Annotated in this window: 14 protein-coding genes, 2 tRNA genes and 1 riboswitch; of the genes, 14 read left to right on the top strand and 2 right to left on the bottom strand. The window is 71.6% G+C overall.

From position 1 onward, the window contains the following. Positions 1-22: 22 nt before the first annotated feature. The 10 genes from dnaN to BN4251_RS16995 all read left to right on the top strand — a co-directional run bounded on the left by dnaN (position 23) and on the right by BN4251_RS16995 (position 12,910). Positions 23-1,147: a DNA polymerase III subunit beta gene (gene dnaN, locus BN4251_RS16950; protein ID WP_087486167.1), complete on the top strand. Its 1,125-nt coding sequence runs from the start codon at positions 23-25 to the stop codon at positions 1,145-1,147. 19 nt (positions 1,148-1,166) lie between these two features. Then, positions 1,167-2,423: a DNA replication/repair protein RecF gene (gene recF / locus BN4251_RS16955; protein WP_087486168.1), complete on the top strand. Its 1,257-nt coding sequence runs from the start codon at positions 1,167-1,169 to the stop codon at positions 2,421-2,423. Continuing rightward, positions 2,420-3,214 carry a DciA family protein gene (locus tag BN4251_RS16960; RefSeq protein WP_087486169.1) on the top strand — a complete coding sequence of 265 codons (795 nt, stop codon included), beginning with the start codon at positions 2,420-2,422 and terminating at the stop codon, positions 3,212-3,214. The genes recF and BN4251_RS16960 overlap by 4 nt, the downstream gene beginning before the upstream one ends. A gap of 140 nt (positions 3,215-3,354) precedes the next feature. After that, positions 3,355-3,484, top strand: a riboswitch (FMN riboswitch). A 121-nt stretch (positions 3,485-3,605) separates the two neighbouring features. Next, positions 3,606-4,652 (top strand): bifunctional diaminohydroxyphosphoribosylaminopyrimidine deaminase/5-amino-6-(5-phosphoribosylamino)uracil reductase RibD, encoded by a 1,047-nt coding sequence (ribD, locus tag BN4251_RS16965; protein WP_087486170.1) that lies wholly within the window; start codon positions 3,606-3,608, stop codon positions 4,650-4,652. Positions 4,653-4,667: 15 nt separating this feature from the next. Beyond that, positions 4,668-5,282: a riboflavin synthase gene (locus BN4251_RS16970; protein ID WP_087486171.1), complete on the top strand. Its 615-nt coding sequence runs from the start codon at positions 4,668-4,670 to the stop codon at positions 5,280-5,282. Then, positions 5,279-6,433, top strand: coding sequence for a 3,4-dihydroxy-2-butanone-4-phosphate synthase (gene ribB, locus BN4251_RS16975; protein WP_087486172.1), 1,155 nt, complete (start codon positions 5,279-5,281; stop codon positions 6,431-6,433). Before BN4251_RS16970 ends, ribB begins: the two co-directional genes overlap by 4 nt. Then, positions 6,430-6,933 (top strand): 6,7-dimethyl-8-ribityllumazine synthase, encoded by a 504-nt coding sequence (gene ribH, locus BN4251_RS16980; protein WP_087486173.1) that lies wholly within the window; start codon positions 6,430-6,432, stop codon positions 6,931-6,933. The genes ribB and ribH overlap by 4 nt, the downstream gene beginning before the upstream one ends. 439 nt (positions 6,934-7,372) lie before the next feature. After that, complete coding sequence (gyrB, locus tag BN4251_RS16985) at positions 7,373-9,478, top strand: DNA topoisomerase (ATP-hydrolyzing) subunit B (protein ID WP_425426218.1); 2,106 nt, start codon at positions 7,373-7,375, stop codon at positions 9,476-9,478. Positions 9,479-9,565: 87 nt separating this feature from the next. Further along, on the top strand, positions 9,566-12,352 hold the full coding sequence (gene gyrA, locus BN4251_RS16990; RefSeq protein WP_087486175.1) for a DNA gyrase subunit A: 2,787 nt from the start codon (positions 9,566-9,568) through the stop codon (positions 12,350-12,352). Positions 12,353-12,355: 3 nt separating this feature from the next. Next, on the top strand, positions 12,356-12,910 hold the full coding sequence (locus BN4251_RS16995; protein ID WP_087486176.1) for a DUF3566 domain-containing protein: 555 nt from the start codon (positions 12,356-12,358) through the stop codon (positions 12,908-12,910). 172 nt (positions 12,911-13,082) lie between these two features. Here BN4251_RS16995 and BN4251_RS17000 read toward each other — a convergent pair whose 3' ends face one another. Beyond that, entirely contained in the window at positions 13,083-13,562 is a 480-nt protein-coding gene (locus BN4251_RS17000; protein WP_087486444.1) for an aminoacyl-tRNA deacylase, read from the bottom strand. A gap of 96 nt (positions 13,563-13,658) precedes the next feature. Between BN4251_RS17000 and BN4251_RS17005 the strand changes: the two genes are divergently transcribed. The 4 genes from BN4251_RS17005 to BN4251_RS17020 all read left to right on the top strand — a co-directional run bounded on the left by BN4251_RS17005 (position 13,659) and on the right by BN4251_RS17020 (position 14,896). Further along, complete coding sequence (locus tag BN4251_RS17005; RefSeq protein ID WP_212647629.1) at positions 13,659-14,372, top strand: hypothetical protein; 714 nt, start codon at positions 13,659-13,661, stop codon at positions 14,370-14,372. 143 nt (positions 14,373-14,515) lie between these two features. Further along, positions 14,516-14,589, top strand: a tRNA-Ile gene (locus BN4251_RS17010). Positions 14,590-14,610: 21 nt separating this feature from the next. Then, complete coding sequence (locus BN4251_RS17015) at positions 14,611-14,796, top strand: DLW-39 family protein (RefSeq protein WP_087486177.1); 186 nt, start codon at positions 14,611-14,613, stop codon at positions 14,794-14,796. A gap of 24 nt (positions 14,797-14,820) precedes the next feature. Continuing rightward, positions 14,821-14,896: transfer RNA gene (locus BN4251_RS17020), tRNA-Ala, on the top strand. Between the two features lie 258 nt (positions 14,897-15,154). On the opposite strand, the gene BN4251_RS17025 is transcribed toward BN4251_RS17020, so the two are convergent. Further along, on the bottom strand, positions 15,155-15,925 hold the full coding sequence (locus tag BN4251_RS17025) for an ABC transporter ATP-binding protein (RefSeq protein ID WP_087486178.1): 771 nt from the start codon (positions 15,923-15,925) through the stop codon (positions 15,155-15,157). Position 15,926 lies beyond the last annotated feature (1 nt).

Below are 15,926 nucleotides of genomic sequence, written 5' to 3' on the forward strand. Positions count from 1 at the left end.
CCACTGCGAAGGAGTGGCAACGGTGAAGTTCCACCTCGATCGCGGCGTCCTCGGCGACGCCGTCTCCTGGGCCACCCGTACCCTCCCCGTCCGACCGGCGATGCCGATTCTGCAGGGTGTGCGGATCGTCGCCGACGCGGGCGGTGAGCTGCAGCTCTCGACATTCGACTACGAGGTCAGCGCCCAGATCCGCCTGGAGGCGGAGATCGAGCAGCCTGGCGAGGTGCTGGTCCAGGGCCGGATGCTCTCGGACATCGTGCGCGCCCTGCCGAACAAGGACGTCTCGATCGCCCTCGAGGGCACGAAGCTCCAGGTCCGCTGCGGCAGCGCCCGCTTCGCCCTGGCCACCCTCCCGGTCGACGAGTACCCGCAGCTGCCGGCGATGCCTCCGGTGGCCGGCTCCGTCGCCGCGGACGTCTTCGCCGAGGCGATCTCCCAGGTCACCGTCGCCGCCTCGAAGGACGACACCCTCCCGCTGCTGACCGGCGTGAAGGTCGAGATCTCCGGCGAGACGATGACGCTGATGTCCACCGACCGCTACCGCCTGGCGCTGCGCGAGCTCACCTGGAACCCCTCCACCCCCGGCACCGAGCTCACCGCCCTGGTGCGCGGCCGCACCCTCCACGAGGTCGCCCGCTCGCTCTCCTCGGGAGGCGGGGTCGAGATCGCGCTGTCCGACGACTCCTCCGCGACCCTGATCGGCTTCGAGGCCGGCGGGCGCCGCACCACCTCCACGCTGGTGGACGGCGATTACCCGCCGGTGCGACGCCTCTTCCCGGACACCTCCGCGATCACCGCCGTGGTCTCCACCGGCGCCCTGATCGACGCCGTCAAGCGCGTCTCCCTGGTCGCCGAGCGGAACACCCCCGTGCGCCTGTCCTTCACCGAGGGCCAGGTCGCCCTCGAGGCCGGCGCGGGCGACGACGCGCAGGCCAGCGAGGTGCTCGAGGCGCAGCTCGAAGGTGAGGACCTGGTGGTCGGCTTCAACTCCGGTTTCCTGCTCGACGGTCTCGGCGCCCTGGGCACCGAGTTCGCGCGGCTGACCTTCACCGACTCGATCAAGCCGTCGGTGATGACCGGTCAGGACTCCCTCGAGGGCGAGCCCGACACCTCGTACAAGTACCTGATCATGCCGATGCGGATCTGAGGGAGGGAGTGCTCCCTCCGTGCAGCTGACCGCGCTCGATCTCACCGACTACCGGTCCTACCAGCGCCTCACCCTCCCGATCCAGCCCGGCATCACCGTCATGGTGGGCCAGAACGGGCAGGGCAAGACCAACATCGTCGAGGCCGTCTGGTACCTGGCGACCCTCTCCAGCCACCGGGTCCCGCACGATGCCGCTCTCGTCCATCGCGGCGAGAGCACCGCGATCGTGCGCGCGAGCTTCCTGCGCGCCGGCCGGCCCCTGCAGGTGGACCTCGAGATCACCCCCGGCAAGTCCAACCGCGCCCGGCTCCAGGGCCAGAACGTCTCCCGGCTGCGCGACCTGCTGGGAGAGGTGCGCGCGGTGCTCTTCGCCCCCGAGGACCTGGGCCTGGTCAAGGCCGATCCCGACGGCCGACGCCGCTTCCTCGACGAGCTGCTGTTCGTCATCGCCCCCCGCTACGCCTCCGTCAAGGCCGACTACGACCGGGTGCTCAAGCAGCGCGGCAACCTGCTCAAGCAGATGCGCTCGATGCGGCGCGGCAGCAGCGGACGCAGCGTGGGCGGCCTGGATCCGGCGGAGTCCGCCGCCTCGACCCTCGAGGTCTGGGACCAGCAGCTCGCCCTCCACGGCGCCGAGCTGCTGCGCGCGAGGCTCCACCTGGTCAACCGCCTGCGCCCGCATCTGGGCTACTCCTACCTCCGCGTCGCGACCGACGAAGGCGCTGATCAGGCCCTGGATCTCCCCCCGGACCAGCGCGGCGAGGGCGACTCCCCGGCGGACATCCTCTACCGCTCCGACGTGCTCGATGCGCTCGGCGCGCTGCCCGGCACCCTGCCCCCCACCCGCGAGATCCACGACCGGATGCTCGAGATGCTCGCCGCACGGCACGACGACGAGATCGACCGCGGCGTGACCCTGACCGGTCCGCATCGCGACGACATGGAGATCCGCCTGCACGACTTCCCCGCCAAGGGGTACGCGAGCCATGGCGAGTCCTGGTCCCTCGCGCTCGCGCTGCGCCTGGCCTCCTATGACCTGCTGCGTCTCGAGGAGGGCGATCTCGGCGACGGCGAGCCGATCCTGATCCTCGACGACGTGTTCAGCGAGCTCGACGTGCACCGCCGCGAACGGCTGGGACGGATCGTCACCGGCGCCTCGCAGGTGCTGATCACCACCGCCAACGACACCGACATCCCCGACTCCCTCGACGGCGAGATCCACGTGGTCGAGGTGAGCCTGGGCGAGGCGGTGCCGCGCGAGGGACGCGGGCTGTGAACGGCCGCGCGGGAGGTTCCGGTGAGAACGGGCGAGCACCCCGCCCCCGCCTCGCGAACCCCTATGACCTCGGCACATGGTCCGCGACGTCTGCCTCGACGGCGCCGCCTGGGTCGGAGGAGCCGGCGGAACGGGCCCGGCCCGTCGGCCCTGCGCCGGAGCGGGATGCCGCGTCGCCGGCCCATCGGGCGCCGCGCACCGCGCCGCCGGCCTCGCCCGCGCCCGCCCGGGAGGAGCCCGAGGAGTTCTTCGATCCGCCGGAGCTGCCTGCGCCCCCGGATCCCTTCGAGCTCGCCCGCCGCACCGTCAACCGCTCCCGCGCCGCCGCACGGGACCGCGGACTGTTCCCGATCTCCGCGAAGACTCAGGCCAGAGACGTTCGGGACCGCTCCGGCCGCTCACCCGGCTACTCGGGATCACGCCCCGACCCGCGAGACCCGCAGGGGATCGACGGCGTGCTGAAGAAGGTGCTCGGGAACCTCGGTTGGAATGCCGGGATGAACGCCGGGCGGGTGCTCGAGGAATGGGACGACATCGTGGGTGAGCGCCTGGCCACCCACTGCCGGCCCGTCTCCCTCGAGGACGGGGTGCTCGTGGTCAGCGCCTCCTCCTCGGCCTGGGCCGCGCAGCTGCGGATGCTCAGCCCGCAGCTGATCACCACGATCGAGGAGCACGTGGGCTCCCACGTGATCTCCGAGCTCAAGGTGACCGGGCCCGCGGCCGCCGAGCGCACCTGGAAGAAGGGGCGGCGCACGGTGACCTGGCGCGGCCCGCGGGATACCTACGGGTGATCGACGTACTGCGAGGGACGAGCGGTAGGAGATCAGCGGAACAGCTACGGGTAGCGCCTCGACTCCGAGGAGATGCCGTTCACAGACCGTCATCGCCGCGCCGTCGACTGCTACGGTGAGCCCAGACGAGCTGATGCAGCTCGCGTGCACTGGGGTCGGTGAAATTCCGAGCCGGCGGTGACAGTCCGCGACCCGATGGCCTCTGGCCCTCGGCTGACCAGGTGGAACTCCTGGACCGACGGTGAGAGTCCGGATGGGAAGCGCACGCGAACGACGTCGTCGGGCGAGCCGACCTCGCGCACCCCGTGCGCGGCCGTGACCCCCAGCGACGCCGTTCCCGCACACCCTTCCTGTCTCTCCGGAACCGCGAGCAGCGGACCGGAGGAGAGACATGCTGGAGCCGACCGAGCACCGCGCGCTGCGCCGCGCCCTCGAGATCGCCGCCCACCCCGCAGTGCCGCTGGGCCCGAACCCCCGCGTGGGCTGTGTGATCCTCGGCCCCGACGGGCAGACCCTCGCCGAGGGGCACCATCGCGGCGCCGGCACCCCGCACGCCGAGGCCGACGCCCTCGCCCGCGCCACCGCACCGCTGCCCGGCGCCACCGCCGTGGTCACCCTCGAACCCTGCACCCACCACGGCCGCACCGGCCCCTGCGACGATGCCCTGCTCAGCGCAGGGATCTCCCGCGTGGTGATCGCGCGTCAGGACCCGAACCCCCTCGCCGCCGGCGGGGCCCAGCGCCTGCGTGAGGCCGGGATCGAGGTGATCACCGACGTCCCGGACGAGCTCGCCGAAGCCGCCGCAGCATTGAATCGCGGCTGGGAGCACGGCCTGCGCCACCACCGCCCCCTGGTCACCGCCAAGCTCGCCCTCACCCTCGACGGCCGGGCCGCCGCCGCGGACGGCACCAGCCAGTGGCTCACCGGCCCCGCCGCCCGCGAGGAGGTCCATCAGCTGCGCACCACCTGCGATGTGGTGCTGGTGGGCACCGGCACCGCCCGCACCGACCATCCCAGCCTCACCGCCCGCCGACCGGACGGGAGCCTCCACCGCCGCCAGCCGCTGCGGGCCGTGATGGGCACGTCCGAGACCCCCACGCTGTCCGAGATCGAGGGCGCGGGCGAGGAGATCCGCCTGGCGACCCGCGATCCGTCGGCAACCCTGGCGGAGCTGTTCGCCCTCGGAGCGCGGCACGTGCTGGTCGAGGGCGGGCCCACCCTCGCCGCCGCCTTCCTGCGCGCAGGGCTGGTCGACGAGCTGATCGTGCACCTCGCCCCCACCCTGCTCGGCGCGGGCCGCGCCGCCGTCGGCGACCTCGCGATCACCACCCTCGCCGAGCGGCTCGACCTCGAGCTGGTCGAGGCCGCACCGCTGCCCTCCCCGGGTGGAGCCACCGACCTCCGCCTCATCCTCCGCCCCCGCACCACCACTGCCTGACCAGGAAGGACACTCATGTTCACCGGAATCATCGAAGAGCTCGGCACCGTCGAGTCGCTCAGCCACGGCACCGACCCCACCCGGGTGCGGATCCGCTCCCCGCGCGTGCTCGAGGGCATCTCCCTCGGCGACTCGATCGCCGTCAACGGCTGCTGCCTCACCGTCACCGCGCACGAGGGCGAGCTGTGGAGCGCCGACGTCATCGCCACCACCCTCGAGGCCACCGCGCTCGGCGAGCTCACCGCCGGCGACCGCGTCAACCTCGAACGCTGCGTGCGGGCCGACGGCCGGCTCGACGGGCACATCGTGCAGGGCCACGTCGACGGGGTCGGCGAGGTGGTCGGCCGTGAGGAGCAGGACGGCACCACTCTGCTGCGCCTCGCCCTGCCCGAGGGGCTCGCGAGGTACGTGGTCGCCAAGGGCTCCCTCGCGGTGGACGGTGTGAGCCTCACCGTCGCCGCGATCGACGGCGACGAGGTCACCATCGGCCTGATCCCCGAGACCCTCGCCCGCACCACCCTGGGCCGCCGCGGCCTGGGCGAGCGGGTGAACCTCGAGGTGGACGTGCTCGCGAAGTACGTCGAGAAGCTCACCGCGAGCCTGCTCCCCGGGGCGGAGCAGAGCCGATGACCGCCCTGCGCCTGGACCCCGTCGAGGACGCGATCACCGCGATCGCCGCGGGCCGTGCCGTGGTCGTCGTCGATGACGAGGATCGCGAGAACGAGGGCGACCTGATCCTCGCCGCCTCCGCCGCCACCCCGGCCCTGATCGGCGTCGCCGTGCGCCACTCGAGCGGGCTGCTGTGCGCCCCGATGAGCGCGCAGCGGGCCGACGCCCTCGAGCTGCCGCTGATGGTGCGCGAGAACGCGGACCCCCTGCGCACCGCCTACACGGTCAGCGTCGATGCGGCCGACGGGGTGAGCACCGGCATCAGCGCGAGCGACCGCGCCCGCACCCTCCAGGTCCTCGCCGGCGAGGACACCGTCCCCGCCGACCTGATCCGGCCCGGGCACGTGCTCCCGCTGCGCGCCAGGGACGGCGGCGTGCTCGAACGCCGCGGCCACACCGAGGCCGCGGTGGACCTCACCACCCTCGCGGGGCTGCCGCCGGTGGGGATGATCGTCGAGCTCGTCCACGACGACGGCGAGATGATGCGCAGCCCCGCCCTGCGCGAGTTCGCCGACGCCCACGACCTGCCGATGATCTCGATCGAGGACCTCGCCGCCCACCGCCGCGCCCACGATCGGCCGGAGCTCGAGATCACCGCCCCCGTCCCGCTGCCCACCTCCCACGGCGACTTCACCGCCCTGGCCGTGCGCGAGGGCGGCGCCGAGCACCTGGTGCTGGTGCGCGGAGACGTCACCACCGCCGAGCCGGTGCTGACCCGCGTGCACTCCGAATGCGTGACCGGGGACGTGCTCGGCTCGCGGCGCTGCGACTGCGGGCCCCAGCTCGAGGAGTCCCTGGCCCGCATCGACCGGGCCGGCCGCGGCGTGCTGATCCTGCTGCGCGGCCACGAGGGCCGCGGCATCGGCCTGGTCCAGAAGCTGCGCGCCTACGCCCTGCAGGAGGCGGGCCGGGACACCGTCGACGCGAACCTCGAGCTCGGCCTGCCGGTGGACTCCCGCTCCTTCGCCGCGGTCCCCGGAATCCTCGCCCACCTCGGCGTGGACGCGATCGAGCTGCTCACCCACAACCCCGAGAAGGAGCACGCCCTGAGCGAGGCGGGGATCGAGGTCGCCCGCCTCACCGACCTGCGCACCCACCCCACCCCCGCATGAGCGGTCACGGACGCCTCACCGCCCCCATCCCCCACCAGGCCGGCACGCGCCTCGCGATCGTCGCCGGGTCCTGGCACGAGCAGGTCATGGAGGGCCTGCTGGCCGGAGCCCTGCGCGCCGCCGCCGAGGCCGGCATCGAGGAGCCCACCGTGGTGCGCGCCCCCGGCTCCTTCGAGCTGCCCGTCCTCGCCGACGCCCTGGCCCGCGACCATGACGCCGTGGTGGCGCTCGGCGTGGTGATCCGCGGGGGCACCCCGCACTTCGAGTACGTGTGCTCCGCCGCGACCGACGGGCTCACCCGGGTCTCCCTCGACCACGGCGTCCCCGTCGGCTTCGGAGTGCTGACTTGCGATGACGAGCAGCAGGCGCTCGATCGGGCCGGGCTGCCCGGCTCCCGCGAGGACAAGGGCCACGAGGCCGCGGCCGCTGCGCTGACCACCGCGAGCGTGCTCGCCGGGCTGCGCCGAGGGCACGCGCGAGCGGAGATCCGCCCCGCCTGAGGCGGCGGTCCCGCACCCCCGATCGGGAAGGTCGCCAGAGGCCCCTGTGCCGCAACGGCACCCCGCCGGGGGTACGGGACCCCGTCGGCGGCTCTGTCGGCTCGAAATCGAGGCGGTTCCGGGCCGCCTGAGGCCGTTCCCGGGTCGCGTTGTCCACAGAATCGCCGGTGCGAATAGGTTCGGGAGGCGTTCTCCGATAGAATCAGGGAGGTTCGGCCGACGTCCTCCGACGTCCTCGTGGACTCGATTCCGTCGGCTCGATCGCCGTGGCCTGCAGGCGACCCGCACGCGCGCACGCGCGCGAGGCGCTCACCGGCAGGCCACCTGCGCGACGAGCCGCGGTCCCGATCACGTGGCCCGCCGAACCGCCCCGGCCCTCTTCCGACCGGGGGAACTGGACTGCGAGGAGCCACATCAGGTGAGCGACAGCGACCGCCCCATGCCCGATCAGGACGTGCCCGCGAGCACGCCGGACCCGACGCCCGCAGCGGCTGACCCGGGACCCGCGGAGCCCACCGCCGGAGAGCGCGCGGCCCGCGCCCCCGAGCACTACGAGGCCTCGGACATCACCGTCCTCGAGGGCCTCGAGGCGGTCCGCAAGCGCCCGGGCATGTACATCGGCTCCACCGGTGAGCGCGGCCTGCACCACATGGTCCAGGAGATCGTCGACAACTCCGTGGACGAGGCCATGGCCGGCCACGGCGACACCATCGAGGTGACGCTGCTGGACGACGGCGGCGTGCGCGTGGTCGACCACGCCCGCGGCATCCCCGTGGACATGCACCCCACCGAGAACAAGCCCGCGGTCGAGCTGGTGCTGACCGTGCTGCACGCCGGCGGCAAGTTCGGCGGCGGCGGCTACGCCGTCTCCGGCGGTCTGCACGGTGTGGGCTCCTCCGTGGTCAACGCCCTGTCGGTGCGGATGGAGGTCGAGATCCGCCGCCAGGGCCATGTCTGGCGCCAGGCCTACGCGCGCGGCGTGCCCACCATGGAGCTCGAGAAGGGCGAGGTGACCGACAAGACCGGCACCACCATCACCTTCTGGGCCGATGGCGAGATCTTCGACGAGACGGTCTACGACTTCGAGACCCTGCGCAAGCGGTTCCAGCAGATGGCATTCCTGAACAAGGGGCTGCGCATCACCCTGACCGACGAGCGCGCCCCCAAGGTCGACGAGGCCGAGGACGAGGACCTCATCGACGTCGAGCTCGAGGCCGAGGGCGCCGCGCCGCAGAAGGGCCCACGCACCGTCTCGTACCACTACGAGCGCGGCCTGCAGGACTTCGTCGAGTTCATCAACACCTCCAAGCGCGCCGAAGTGATCCACCCCGACATCATCTCCTTCGAGTCCGAGGACACCGACGCGAAGATCTCCGTCGAGGTCGCGATGCAGTGGACCGGCGCCTACTCCGACTCGGTGCACACCTACGCCAACACGATCAACACCCACGAGGGCGGCACCCACGAGGAGGGCTTCCGCTCCTCGCTCACCTCGATCGTGAACCGGTACGGCCGCGCCCAGGGCCTGCTCAAGGAGAAGGACGCCAACCTCACCGGCGAGGACATCCGCGAGGGCCTCACCGCCGTCATCTCGGTCAAGCTCGGCGAGCCGCAGTTCGAGGGCCAGACCAAGACCAAGCTGGGCAACACTATCGCCCGCACCTTCATGGTCAAGGTGATGACCGACCAGCTCCAGGACTGGTTCGAGTCCCATCCGCAGGAGGCCAAGGCCATCGTCATGAAGGGCCAGGCCGCGGCCGCCGCTCGCGAGGCCGCCCGCAAGGCCCGCGACGCGACCCGCCGCAAATCCCCGCTCGAGACCGGCGGCATGCCCGGCAAGCTGCGCGACTGCTCCTCGCGCAACCCCGCCGAGTCCGAGATCTTCATCGTCGAGGGCGACTCCGCCGGCGGCTCCGCCGTGCAGGGCCGCGATCCCCGCACCCAGGCCATCCTGCCCATCCGCGGCAAGATCCTGAACGTCGAGAAGGCGCGCCTGGACCGGGCCCTGGACAACCAGGAGGTCCGCTCGCTGATCACCGCCTTCGGCACCGGCATCGGCGAGGACTTCGACGCCACCAAGCTCCGCTATCACAAGATCATCCTGATGGCCGACGCCGACGTGGACGGCCAGCACATCTGCACCCTGCTGCTGACGCTGCTGTTCCGCTACATGCGCCCCCTGATCGAGCTGGGCCACGTGTTCATCGCGATGCCCCCGCTGTTCCGCCTGAAGTGGTCCAACGCCCCGCACGAGTACGTCTTCAGCGACGCCGAGCGGGACGAGCGCCTCGAGGCCGGCCGCGCCGCCGGTCGCCGCATCCCCAAGGACAACGGCATCCAGCGCTACAAGGGTCTGGGCGAGATGGACTGGAAGGAGCTGCAGTCCACCACGATGGACACCAGCACCCGCACCCTGAAGCAGGTCACGGTCGACGAGGCCGCGGACGCCGACACCATCTTCTCCGTGCTGATGGGCGATGACGTCGAGTCGCGACGCCGCTTCATCCAGGAGAACGCCAAGGACGTCCGCTTCCTCGACATCTGACGTCGGCCCCCGGGGCGGCGCCGGCCCGCCCGCGCGCCCCCGGGGACCCCAGACACCAACGGCCCCACCGGAAAGGCCTCCCACACCATGAGCGACACCCCGAACGACCCCACGAACCCCGAGGACGAGCAGACCCCGGCGCCGGCGCAGACCCCCGCGGAGAACGCCGGCATCGGCGGCCAGGAGACGCCCGAGGGCGCCCACGAGCTCTCCGAGGCCGAGGCGGCCTCCCGCACCGTGACCCTCGTCGATCCGCTCGACGAGCACGAGATCGACCGCATCACCCAGGTCGACCTCAACCAGGAGATGCAGCGCTCCTACCTCGACTACGCGATGAGCGTGATCGTCTCGCGCGCCCTGCCGGACGTGCGCGACGGCCTCAAGCCCGTCCACCGCCGCATCGTCTACGCGATGTACGACGGCGGCTACCGCCCCGACCGCTCCTTCTCGAAGTGCGCGAAGGTCGTTGGCGAGGTCATGGGCAACTACCACCCCCACGGCGACTCCGCGATCTACGACGCCATGGTGCGTCTGGTCCAGCCGTGGAACATGCGCTACCCGCTGATCCTCGGCCAGGGCAACTTCGGCTCCGCCGGCGACGACGGTGCCGCGGCCCCCAGGTACACCGAGTGCAAGATGGCCCCGCTGGCCCTCGAGCTGGTGCGCGACATCGACCAGGAGACGGTCGATATGCAGGGCAACTACGACAACACCGTCGACGAGCCCACCGTGCTGCCTGCCCGCTTCCCTAACCTGCTGGTCAACGGCTCCGCCGGCATCGCCGTGGGCATGGCCACCAACATCCCGCCGCACAACCTGCGCGAGGTGGCCGACGCCGTCCAGTGGCTGCTGCGGAACCACGAGGCCACCAAGCCCGAGCTGCTCGAGGCCTGCCTCGAGCGGATCAAGGGTCCGGACTTCCCCTCGGGCGCGACGATCGTGGGCACCTCCGGCATCGAGGACGCCTACCGCACTGGCCGCGGCTCGATCACCCAGCGCGCCGTGGTCTCCACCGAGGAGATCAACGGTCGCATGGCGCTCGTGGTCACCGAGCTTCCCTACCAGGTCAACCCCGATTCCCTCGCGCGCAAGATCGCCGAGATGGTCAAGCTCGGCAAGATCCAGGGCGTCGCTGACATCACCGACGAGACCTCCGGCCGCACCGGCCAGCGCCTGGTCATCACCCTCAAGCGCGACGCGGTGGCGAAGGTGGTGCTCAACAACCTCTACAAGCACACCCAGCTGCAGGAGAACTTCTCCGCGAACATGCTCGCGCTCGCGGGCGGGGTGCCGCGTACCCTGTCGATCGACTCCTTCGTGCGTGAGTGGACCAAGCACCAGATCGACGTCATCGTGCGCCGCACCCGGTTCCGCCTGCGCAAGGCGGAGGAGCAGATCCACATCTACCGCGGCTACCTCAAGGCCCTGGATGCGCTCGACGAGGTCATCGCGCTGATCCGCCGCTCCCCGGATGCTGACGAGGCCCGCACCGGGCTGATGGAGCTGTTGGAGATCGACGAGATCCAGGCGAACGCGATCCTCGCGATGCAGCTGCGCCGCCTGGCCGCCCTCGAGCGGCAGAAGATCATCGAGGAGCACGACCGCCTGCAGGCCCTGATCGAGGAGTACACCGCGATCCTCGCCGATCCGCAGCGCCAGCGGGACATCGTCTCCGAGGAGCTCGCGGAGATCGTGGACCGCTACGGCGACGACCGCCGCACCCAGATCCTCCCGCACGCCGGCGACATGGCGATGGAGGACCTGATCCCCGAGGAGGACATGGTCGTCACCATCACCCGCGGCGGCTACGTCAAGCGCACCCGCGAGGACCAGTACCGCGCCCAGAAGCGCGGCGGCAAGGGCGTGCGCGGCGCCTCGCTGCGCGAGGACGACGTGGTCGAGCACTTCTTCACCACCACCACCCACCGCTGGCTGCTGTTCTTCACCAACCAGGGCCGCGTCTACCGCGCCAAGGGATACGAGCTGCCCGAGGCGCCGCGGGACGCGAAGGGCCAGCACGTGGCGAACCTGATGGCCTTCCAGCCGGACGAGCACATCGCCTCGGTGCTCGCGATCGACAGCTACGAGGACGCCCAGTACCTCGTGCTCGCCACCGAGTCCGGCCTGGTGAAGAAGACCGCGATGACCGCCTTCGACTCCAACCGCACCGGCGGCATCATCGCGATCAACCTGCGTGACATCGACGGCCCGGACGGCCCCCAGCCGGACCGCGTGATCGCCGCCCGCGCCGTGAACAGCGACGACGAGATCCTGCTGGTCTCCCGCAACGGCCAGTCCGTGCGGATGCCCGCGGATGATGGCACCCTGCGCCCCACGGGCCGCGCCACCAGCGGAGTGACCGGCATGAAGTTCCGTCACGACGACCAGCTGCTGGCTATGGACGTGGTGGGCCCGGACACCTTCGTGATGACCGTGACCGACGGCGGCTTCGCCAAGCGCACCAGTGTGGACGAGTACCGCCTGCAGGGTCGAGGCGGCCTGGGCATCCGGGTCGCGAAGCTGCCGGATGACCGCGGCCACCTGGTGGGCGCCGCGGTCGTCGAGGAGTCCGACGAGCTGCTGGTCGTGATGGAGCGTGGCCGCGTGGTCCGCTCCAAGGTCTCCGAGGTGCCGGCCAAGGGCCGCACCACGATGGGCGTCGTGTTCGCCAAGCCCGACAAGGGCGACCGCATCCTGCTGGTCACCACCGGCCAGGAGTCCGAGGTCGACGAGGACGAGGTCGAGGCCCCCGAGAGCACCGAGATCGTCGCGGCGGAGGCCGGGTCGCAGGAGGCGTCCGCGCAGGGCGATGCTCTAGGCTCTGACGAGTCCGATCAGTCGCCGCAGGGCGACGCCGACGCGAACCAGGAGTGATCCGTGAGCACCAGTGACGCCAAGACTGCGCCCGGGTCCGCCGACCCGGCGGAGTCCACCACACAGCTCCCGGCCTTCGACAGCGGCTCCTCCCCGGCGGAGCCGATGGGCAGCGGCCGAGGCTCCGCCGCCAAGGGCGCCAGCCGCAGCCCGCGCCGCACCTCCGGTGCCGCGAGTCCGGCCGAGGCCGCGCCCCGCGGCCCCCGCCGCGTGCGGCTGACCCTCGCGCGGCTGGACCCGTTCTCGGTGATGAAGCTGTCCTTCCTGGCCGCGATCGCCATCGGCATCGCGACCGTGATCGCGGTGATCCTGCTGTGGAACCTGGTCGAGGCGATCGGCCTGTGGGGCCAGATCGACCAGCTGGGCCGGGACATCAACGGCGGCGATCCGCTGCCCTTCATGGAGTTCTTCAGCTTCTCGAAGATGACCAGCTACGGCACCATCGTGGCGGTGGTGAACGTCGTGATCATCACCGCGCTCGGCACGCTCATGGCCTTCCTGTACAACCTGGTGGCGGCGCTGCTGGGCGGGCTGAAGATGACCTTCACCGACGAGTGACCCCCTCAGACCGCCGCCGGACATCGCTGATGTCCGGCGGCGTCGTCGTGTCCGGGTCGCGGCGTGCGCGGTGGTGAACTTTCGCGGCCTGAGGACTGATACGGACTCGATGATCGGTCCTCAGGCCGCAGAAGTCGGCCGCTGTGTCGTGCAGCCGAGCCGCGGCGCGAGCTCAGTTGCCCTGGACCTCGGTGACATCCGCGACCTGCGCCGCGAGATGGGCGAGCGCCGCCTCGGCGGGCACCGTCGCCGCGACGCCGTGCGCCCCGGCGCCCAGCGAGATCCGGCGCCGCGCATCTCCCGTGAGCGAGGCGTCGGCAACGACGGGCCACGCGGTGCTCGCGCCGAAGGGGGTGATGGTGCCGCGCTCGTAGCCGGTGACCTGCATGGCCACGTCCTTGTCCGGCATGGACAGGCGGTTCACGTTCAGCAGCGCCCGCAGCTTCGGCCAGGAGATCTCCCGGTCGCCGGGCACCAGCACGAAGAGGAAGTCGTCGTCGGCCCGCCGCACCACCAGGGTCTTGATCAGGTCGCGGGGCTCGACCCCGCGTGCGGCCGCGGCCTCGGCGAGAGAGCCCACCCGGCCGTGCCGGGTGATCTCGTAGGGAAGGCCCGAGGCCTCGAGGGCGTCGATCGCGCGCTGTTCGCTCATGCTCCCAGCGTAGAGCCGCCTCCGGCGGGCCGCTGCTCGATAGGGTCGAGGGATGCCCTCTGCGAGCCCCGACGCCCCCGCACGCCCCGACCCTCGGTGAGCTCGGCGCTGCTGCTCGGCAGCGGCGTGGTGGACCTCGAGTCGCCGCGCGAGGTCGAGGCGCCCAGCGAGGAGCTCGCGCAGGCGCTCGTGGACACCGCCGCGATCGAACAGGCCCTCGAGCAGGAGGGCGCACTGCCCTTGTCCGAGCGCACCCTCGTGGTCGCGGTCGGCTCCAACCAGACCCCGCGCACGATCGCCCGCAAGTACCGCCGCTCGGGCCAGGACCTCCCGGTGACCACGCCGTTCGTGCGCTGCACCGTGCACGACCTGGCCGTCGGCCATGTCGCCCACATCGCCGCGCCCGGCTACGTGCCCGCAGCCCCCTATCGCGCGAAGGGGCAGCGGATGGAGCTGGTGGCGACCTGGTTCGATGAGGAGCAGCTCGCGGTGGTCGACGAGACCGAGCCGAACTACCACCGCCTCCGCCTGCGCGCCGAGGACTTCCCCCTTACCCTCGCCACCGGTGACCGGCCCGCCCACTTCGACGTCTACGCCTCCCGCTGGGGCGTGCTCACCGACGGCGAGCAGCCGATCCCGCTGCGCCACCGTCAGCAGGAGCTGTTCGACGAGCTGGTCGCCCTCACCGACTCCCCGCTGACCCGCGGGGACGCGGCACAGGTGTGCGAGGCCCTCGCCGCCGACCACGAGGCGCTGCACCGCCTGGTCACCGAGCACGGCCTTGTGGCCCGGGACGGTCTGCCGCGCTGAGCGGACGAGATCCCGGTGGATTCTGCGAGGCGCCGCTGTGACCTCGGAAACAACCGCGGGTGCGGGTTGGACGGCACGCCCCGCGGCGCGGTAACGTAGTCCGTCGGTGGCTGACACCGGTATTGTTCCCAGATCAGCCCCACGGGCCTATAGCTCAGTCGGTTAGAGCGCTGTCCTGATAAGACAGAGGTCACTGGTTCAAGTCCAGTTAGGCCCACTTCGAGGATCGGAGGGACTCATGAAGAAGTTCATCACCACCGTGGCCGTCCTGATCGGGACGTCCGTCGCGGGGATCCTCACCTGGCGGAAGATCGAGTCGGATCGCCTCCGCAACGATCTGTGGAGCGAGGCCGAGCGGGTCTCCGCCGAGCAGGACGCCGCCGCTGCGAAGCAGGCGCAGGCCGCTCCCGCAGCTCGCGGTTGACGTAGTATCGGGACAACCGAATATGGGGACTTAGCTCAGTTGGTAGAGCGGTAGCTTTGCAAGCTTCAGGTCAGGGGTTCGACCCCCCTAGTCTCCACCACAGCGATGAGGCCCTCTCCCGGGAACGGGGGAGGGCCTCATCGCTGTGGTGACTCCTGCTCAGCGCGGCCGGAGCCCCTCCTCATCAGGCCAATGCGACGGCGACCCCACCGTCGAGCCGAACCCGAACCTGCGCCCACTCAAGGGGCCGCTGTACGCCGTGTGCATCGTGCGCTCGGACCTCGGCACGGCCTCGTGTTCGGGCACATCGCCGCACAGGACAAGGCCTGACGGCGGGCGGCCGTGGCGGCCTGAGCGCTCATGCGCCGACGGGAGATTCCTGGGGATCCATGATCCGCCCGTCGCGCAGGCGGATCACCTGATCGGCGTCGGCGGCGAACTCGTCGTCGTGGGTGACCATCACGGTCGCGACCGACAGCTCCCTCGTCACACCGACCAGCAGCTGCACGATCGAGCGGGCCCGGTCATGATCGAGGGCGCTGGTGGGCTCATCGACCAGCAGCACCGCCGGGCGGGTGAACAGGGCACGGGCGATGTTCACCCGCTGGCGCTGCCCGCCGGAGAGCTCGTGGGGCAGACGGCGCGCGTATTCGGCCATCCCCACCCGCTCGAGCAGCTCGGCGGCCCGCTCCTGCTGGGCACGCAGACGCCTCCCGCGCAGGCCGCCCAGATGGCCGGTGACCAGCAGCTGGTCGGCCACAGACAGGGCGGGCAGCAGGTTCGGCTGCTGGAAGACGACGCCGATCCGTTCCCGGCGCAGCTCGGTGCGGCGGCGCTCGCCTAGCGCGGTGAGGTCGGTGCCGTCGACCAGCACTCGACCCTGCTCGGGCACCACCAGGCCGGCGGCGACGCTCAGCAGCGTGGACTTGCCCGAGCCGGAGGGGCCCAGCACTACCGCGAACTCGCCGCGGTCCACGGCGACGTCGGCGCTGTCCAGGGCGGTGGCGATGCGCGGGCTGCCGTCGGCCTCTCGCCCGTCGGGATAGGTCACGCGCACGGCCTCGAGCTGGAGCGCTGAGGGAGCGGAGCGGGTGGTGCGGTCGGTGCGTGCGGTGGCGGTCGTGGTCATG

It is taken from the genome of Brachybacterium massiliense (assembly GCF_900184245.1).
Lineage (GTDB): Bacteria > Actinomycetota > Actinomycetes > Actinomycetales > Dermabacteraceae > Brachybacterium > Brachybacterium massiliense.

What these genes read in the sequence shown, in the direction of transcription:
- ribD (WP_087486170.1), top strand. Translation starts at nt 3,606, where the DNA reads ATGCTGGAGCCGACCGAGCACCGCGCGCTGCGCCGCGCCCTCGAGATC.
- BN4251_RS16970 (WP_087486171.1), top strand. Translation starts at nt 4,668, where the DNA reads ATGTTCACCGGAATCATCGAAGAGCTCGGCACCGTCGAGTCGCTCAGC.
- ribB (WP_087486172.1), top strand. Translation starts at nt 5,279, where the DNA reads ATGACCGCCCTGCGCCTGGACCCCGTCGAGGACGCGATCACCGCGATC.
- ribH (WP_087486173.1), top strand. Translation starts at nt 6,430, where the DNA reads ATGAGCGGTCACGGACGCCTCACCGCCCCCATCCCCCACCAGGCCGGC.
- gyrB (WP_425426218.1), top strand. Translation starts at nt 7,373, where the DNA reads ATGCCCGATCAGGACGTGCCCGCGAGCACGCCGGACCCGACGCCCGCA.
- gyrA (WP_087486175.1), top strand. Translation starts at nt 9,566, where the DNA reads ATGAGCGACACCCCGAACGACCCCACGAACCCCGAGGACGAGCAGACC.
- BN4251_RS17000 (WP_087486444.1), bottom strand. Translation starts at nt 13,562, where the DNA reads ATGAGCGAACAGCGCGCGATCGACGCCCTCGAGGCCTCGGGCCTTCCC.
- BN4251_RS17015 (WP_087486177.1), top strand. Translation starts at nt 14,611, where the DNA reads ATGAAGAAGTTCATCACCACCGTGGCCGTCCTGATCGGGACGTCCGTC.
- BN4251_RS17025 (WP_087486178.1), bottom strand. Translation starts at nt 15,925, where the DNA reads ATGACCACGACCGCCACCGCACGCACCGACCGCACCACCCGCTCCGCT.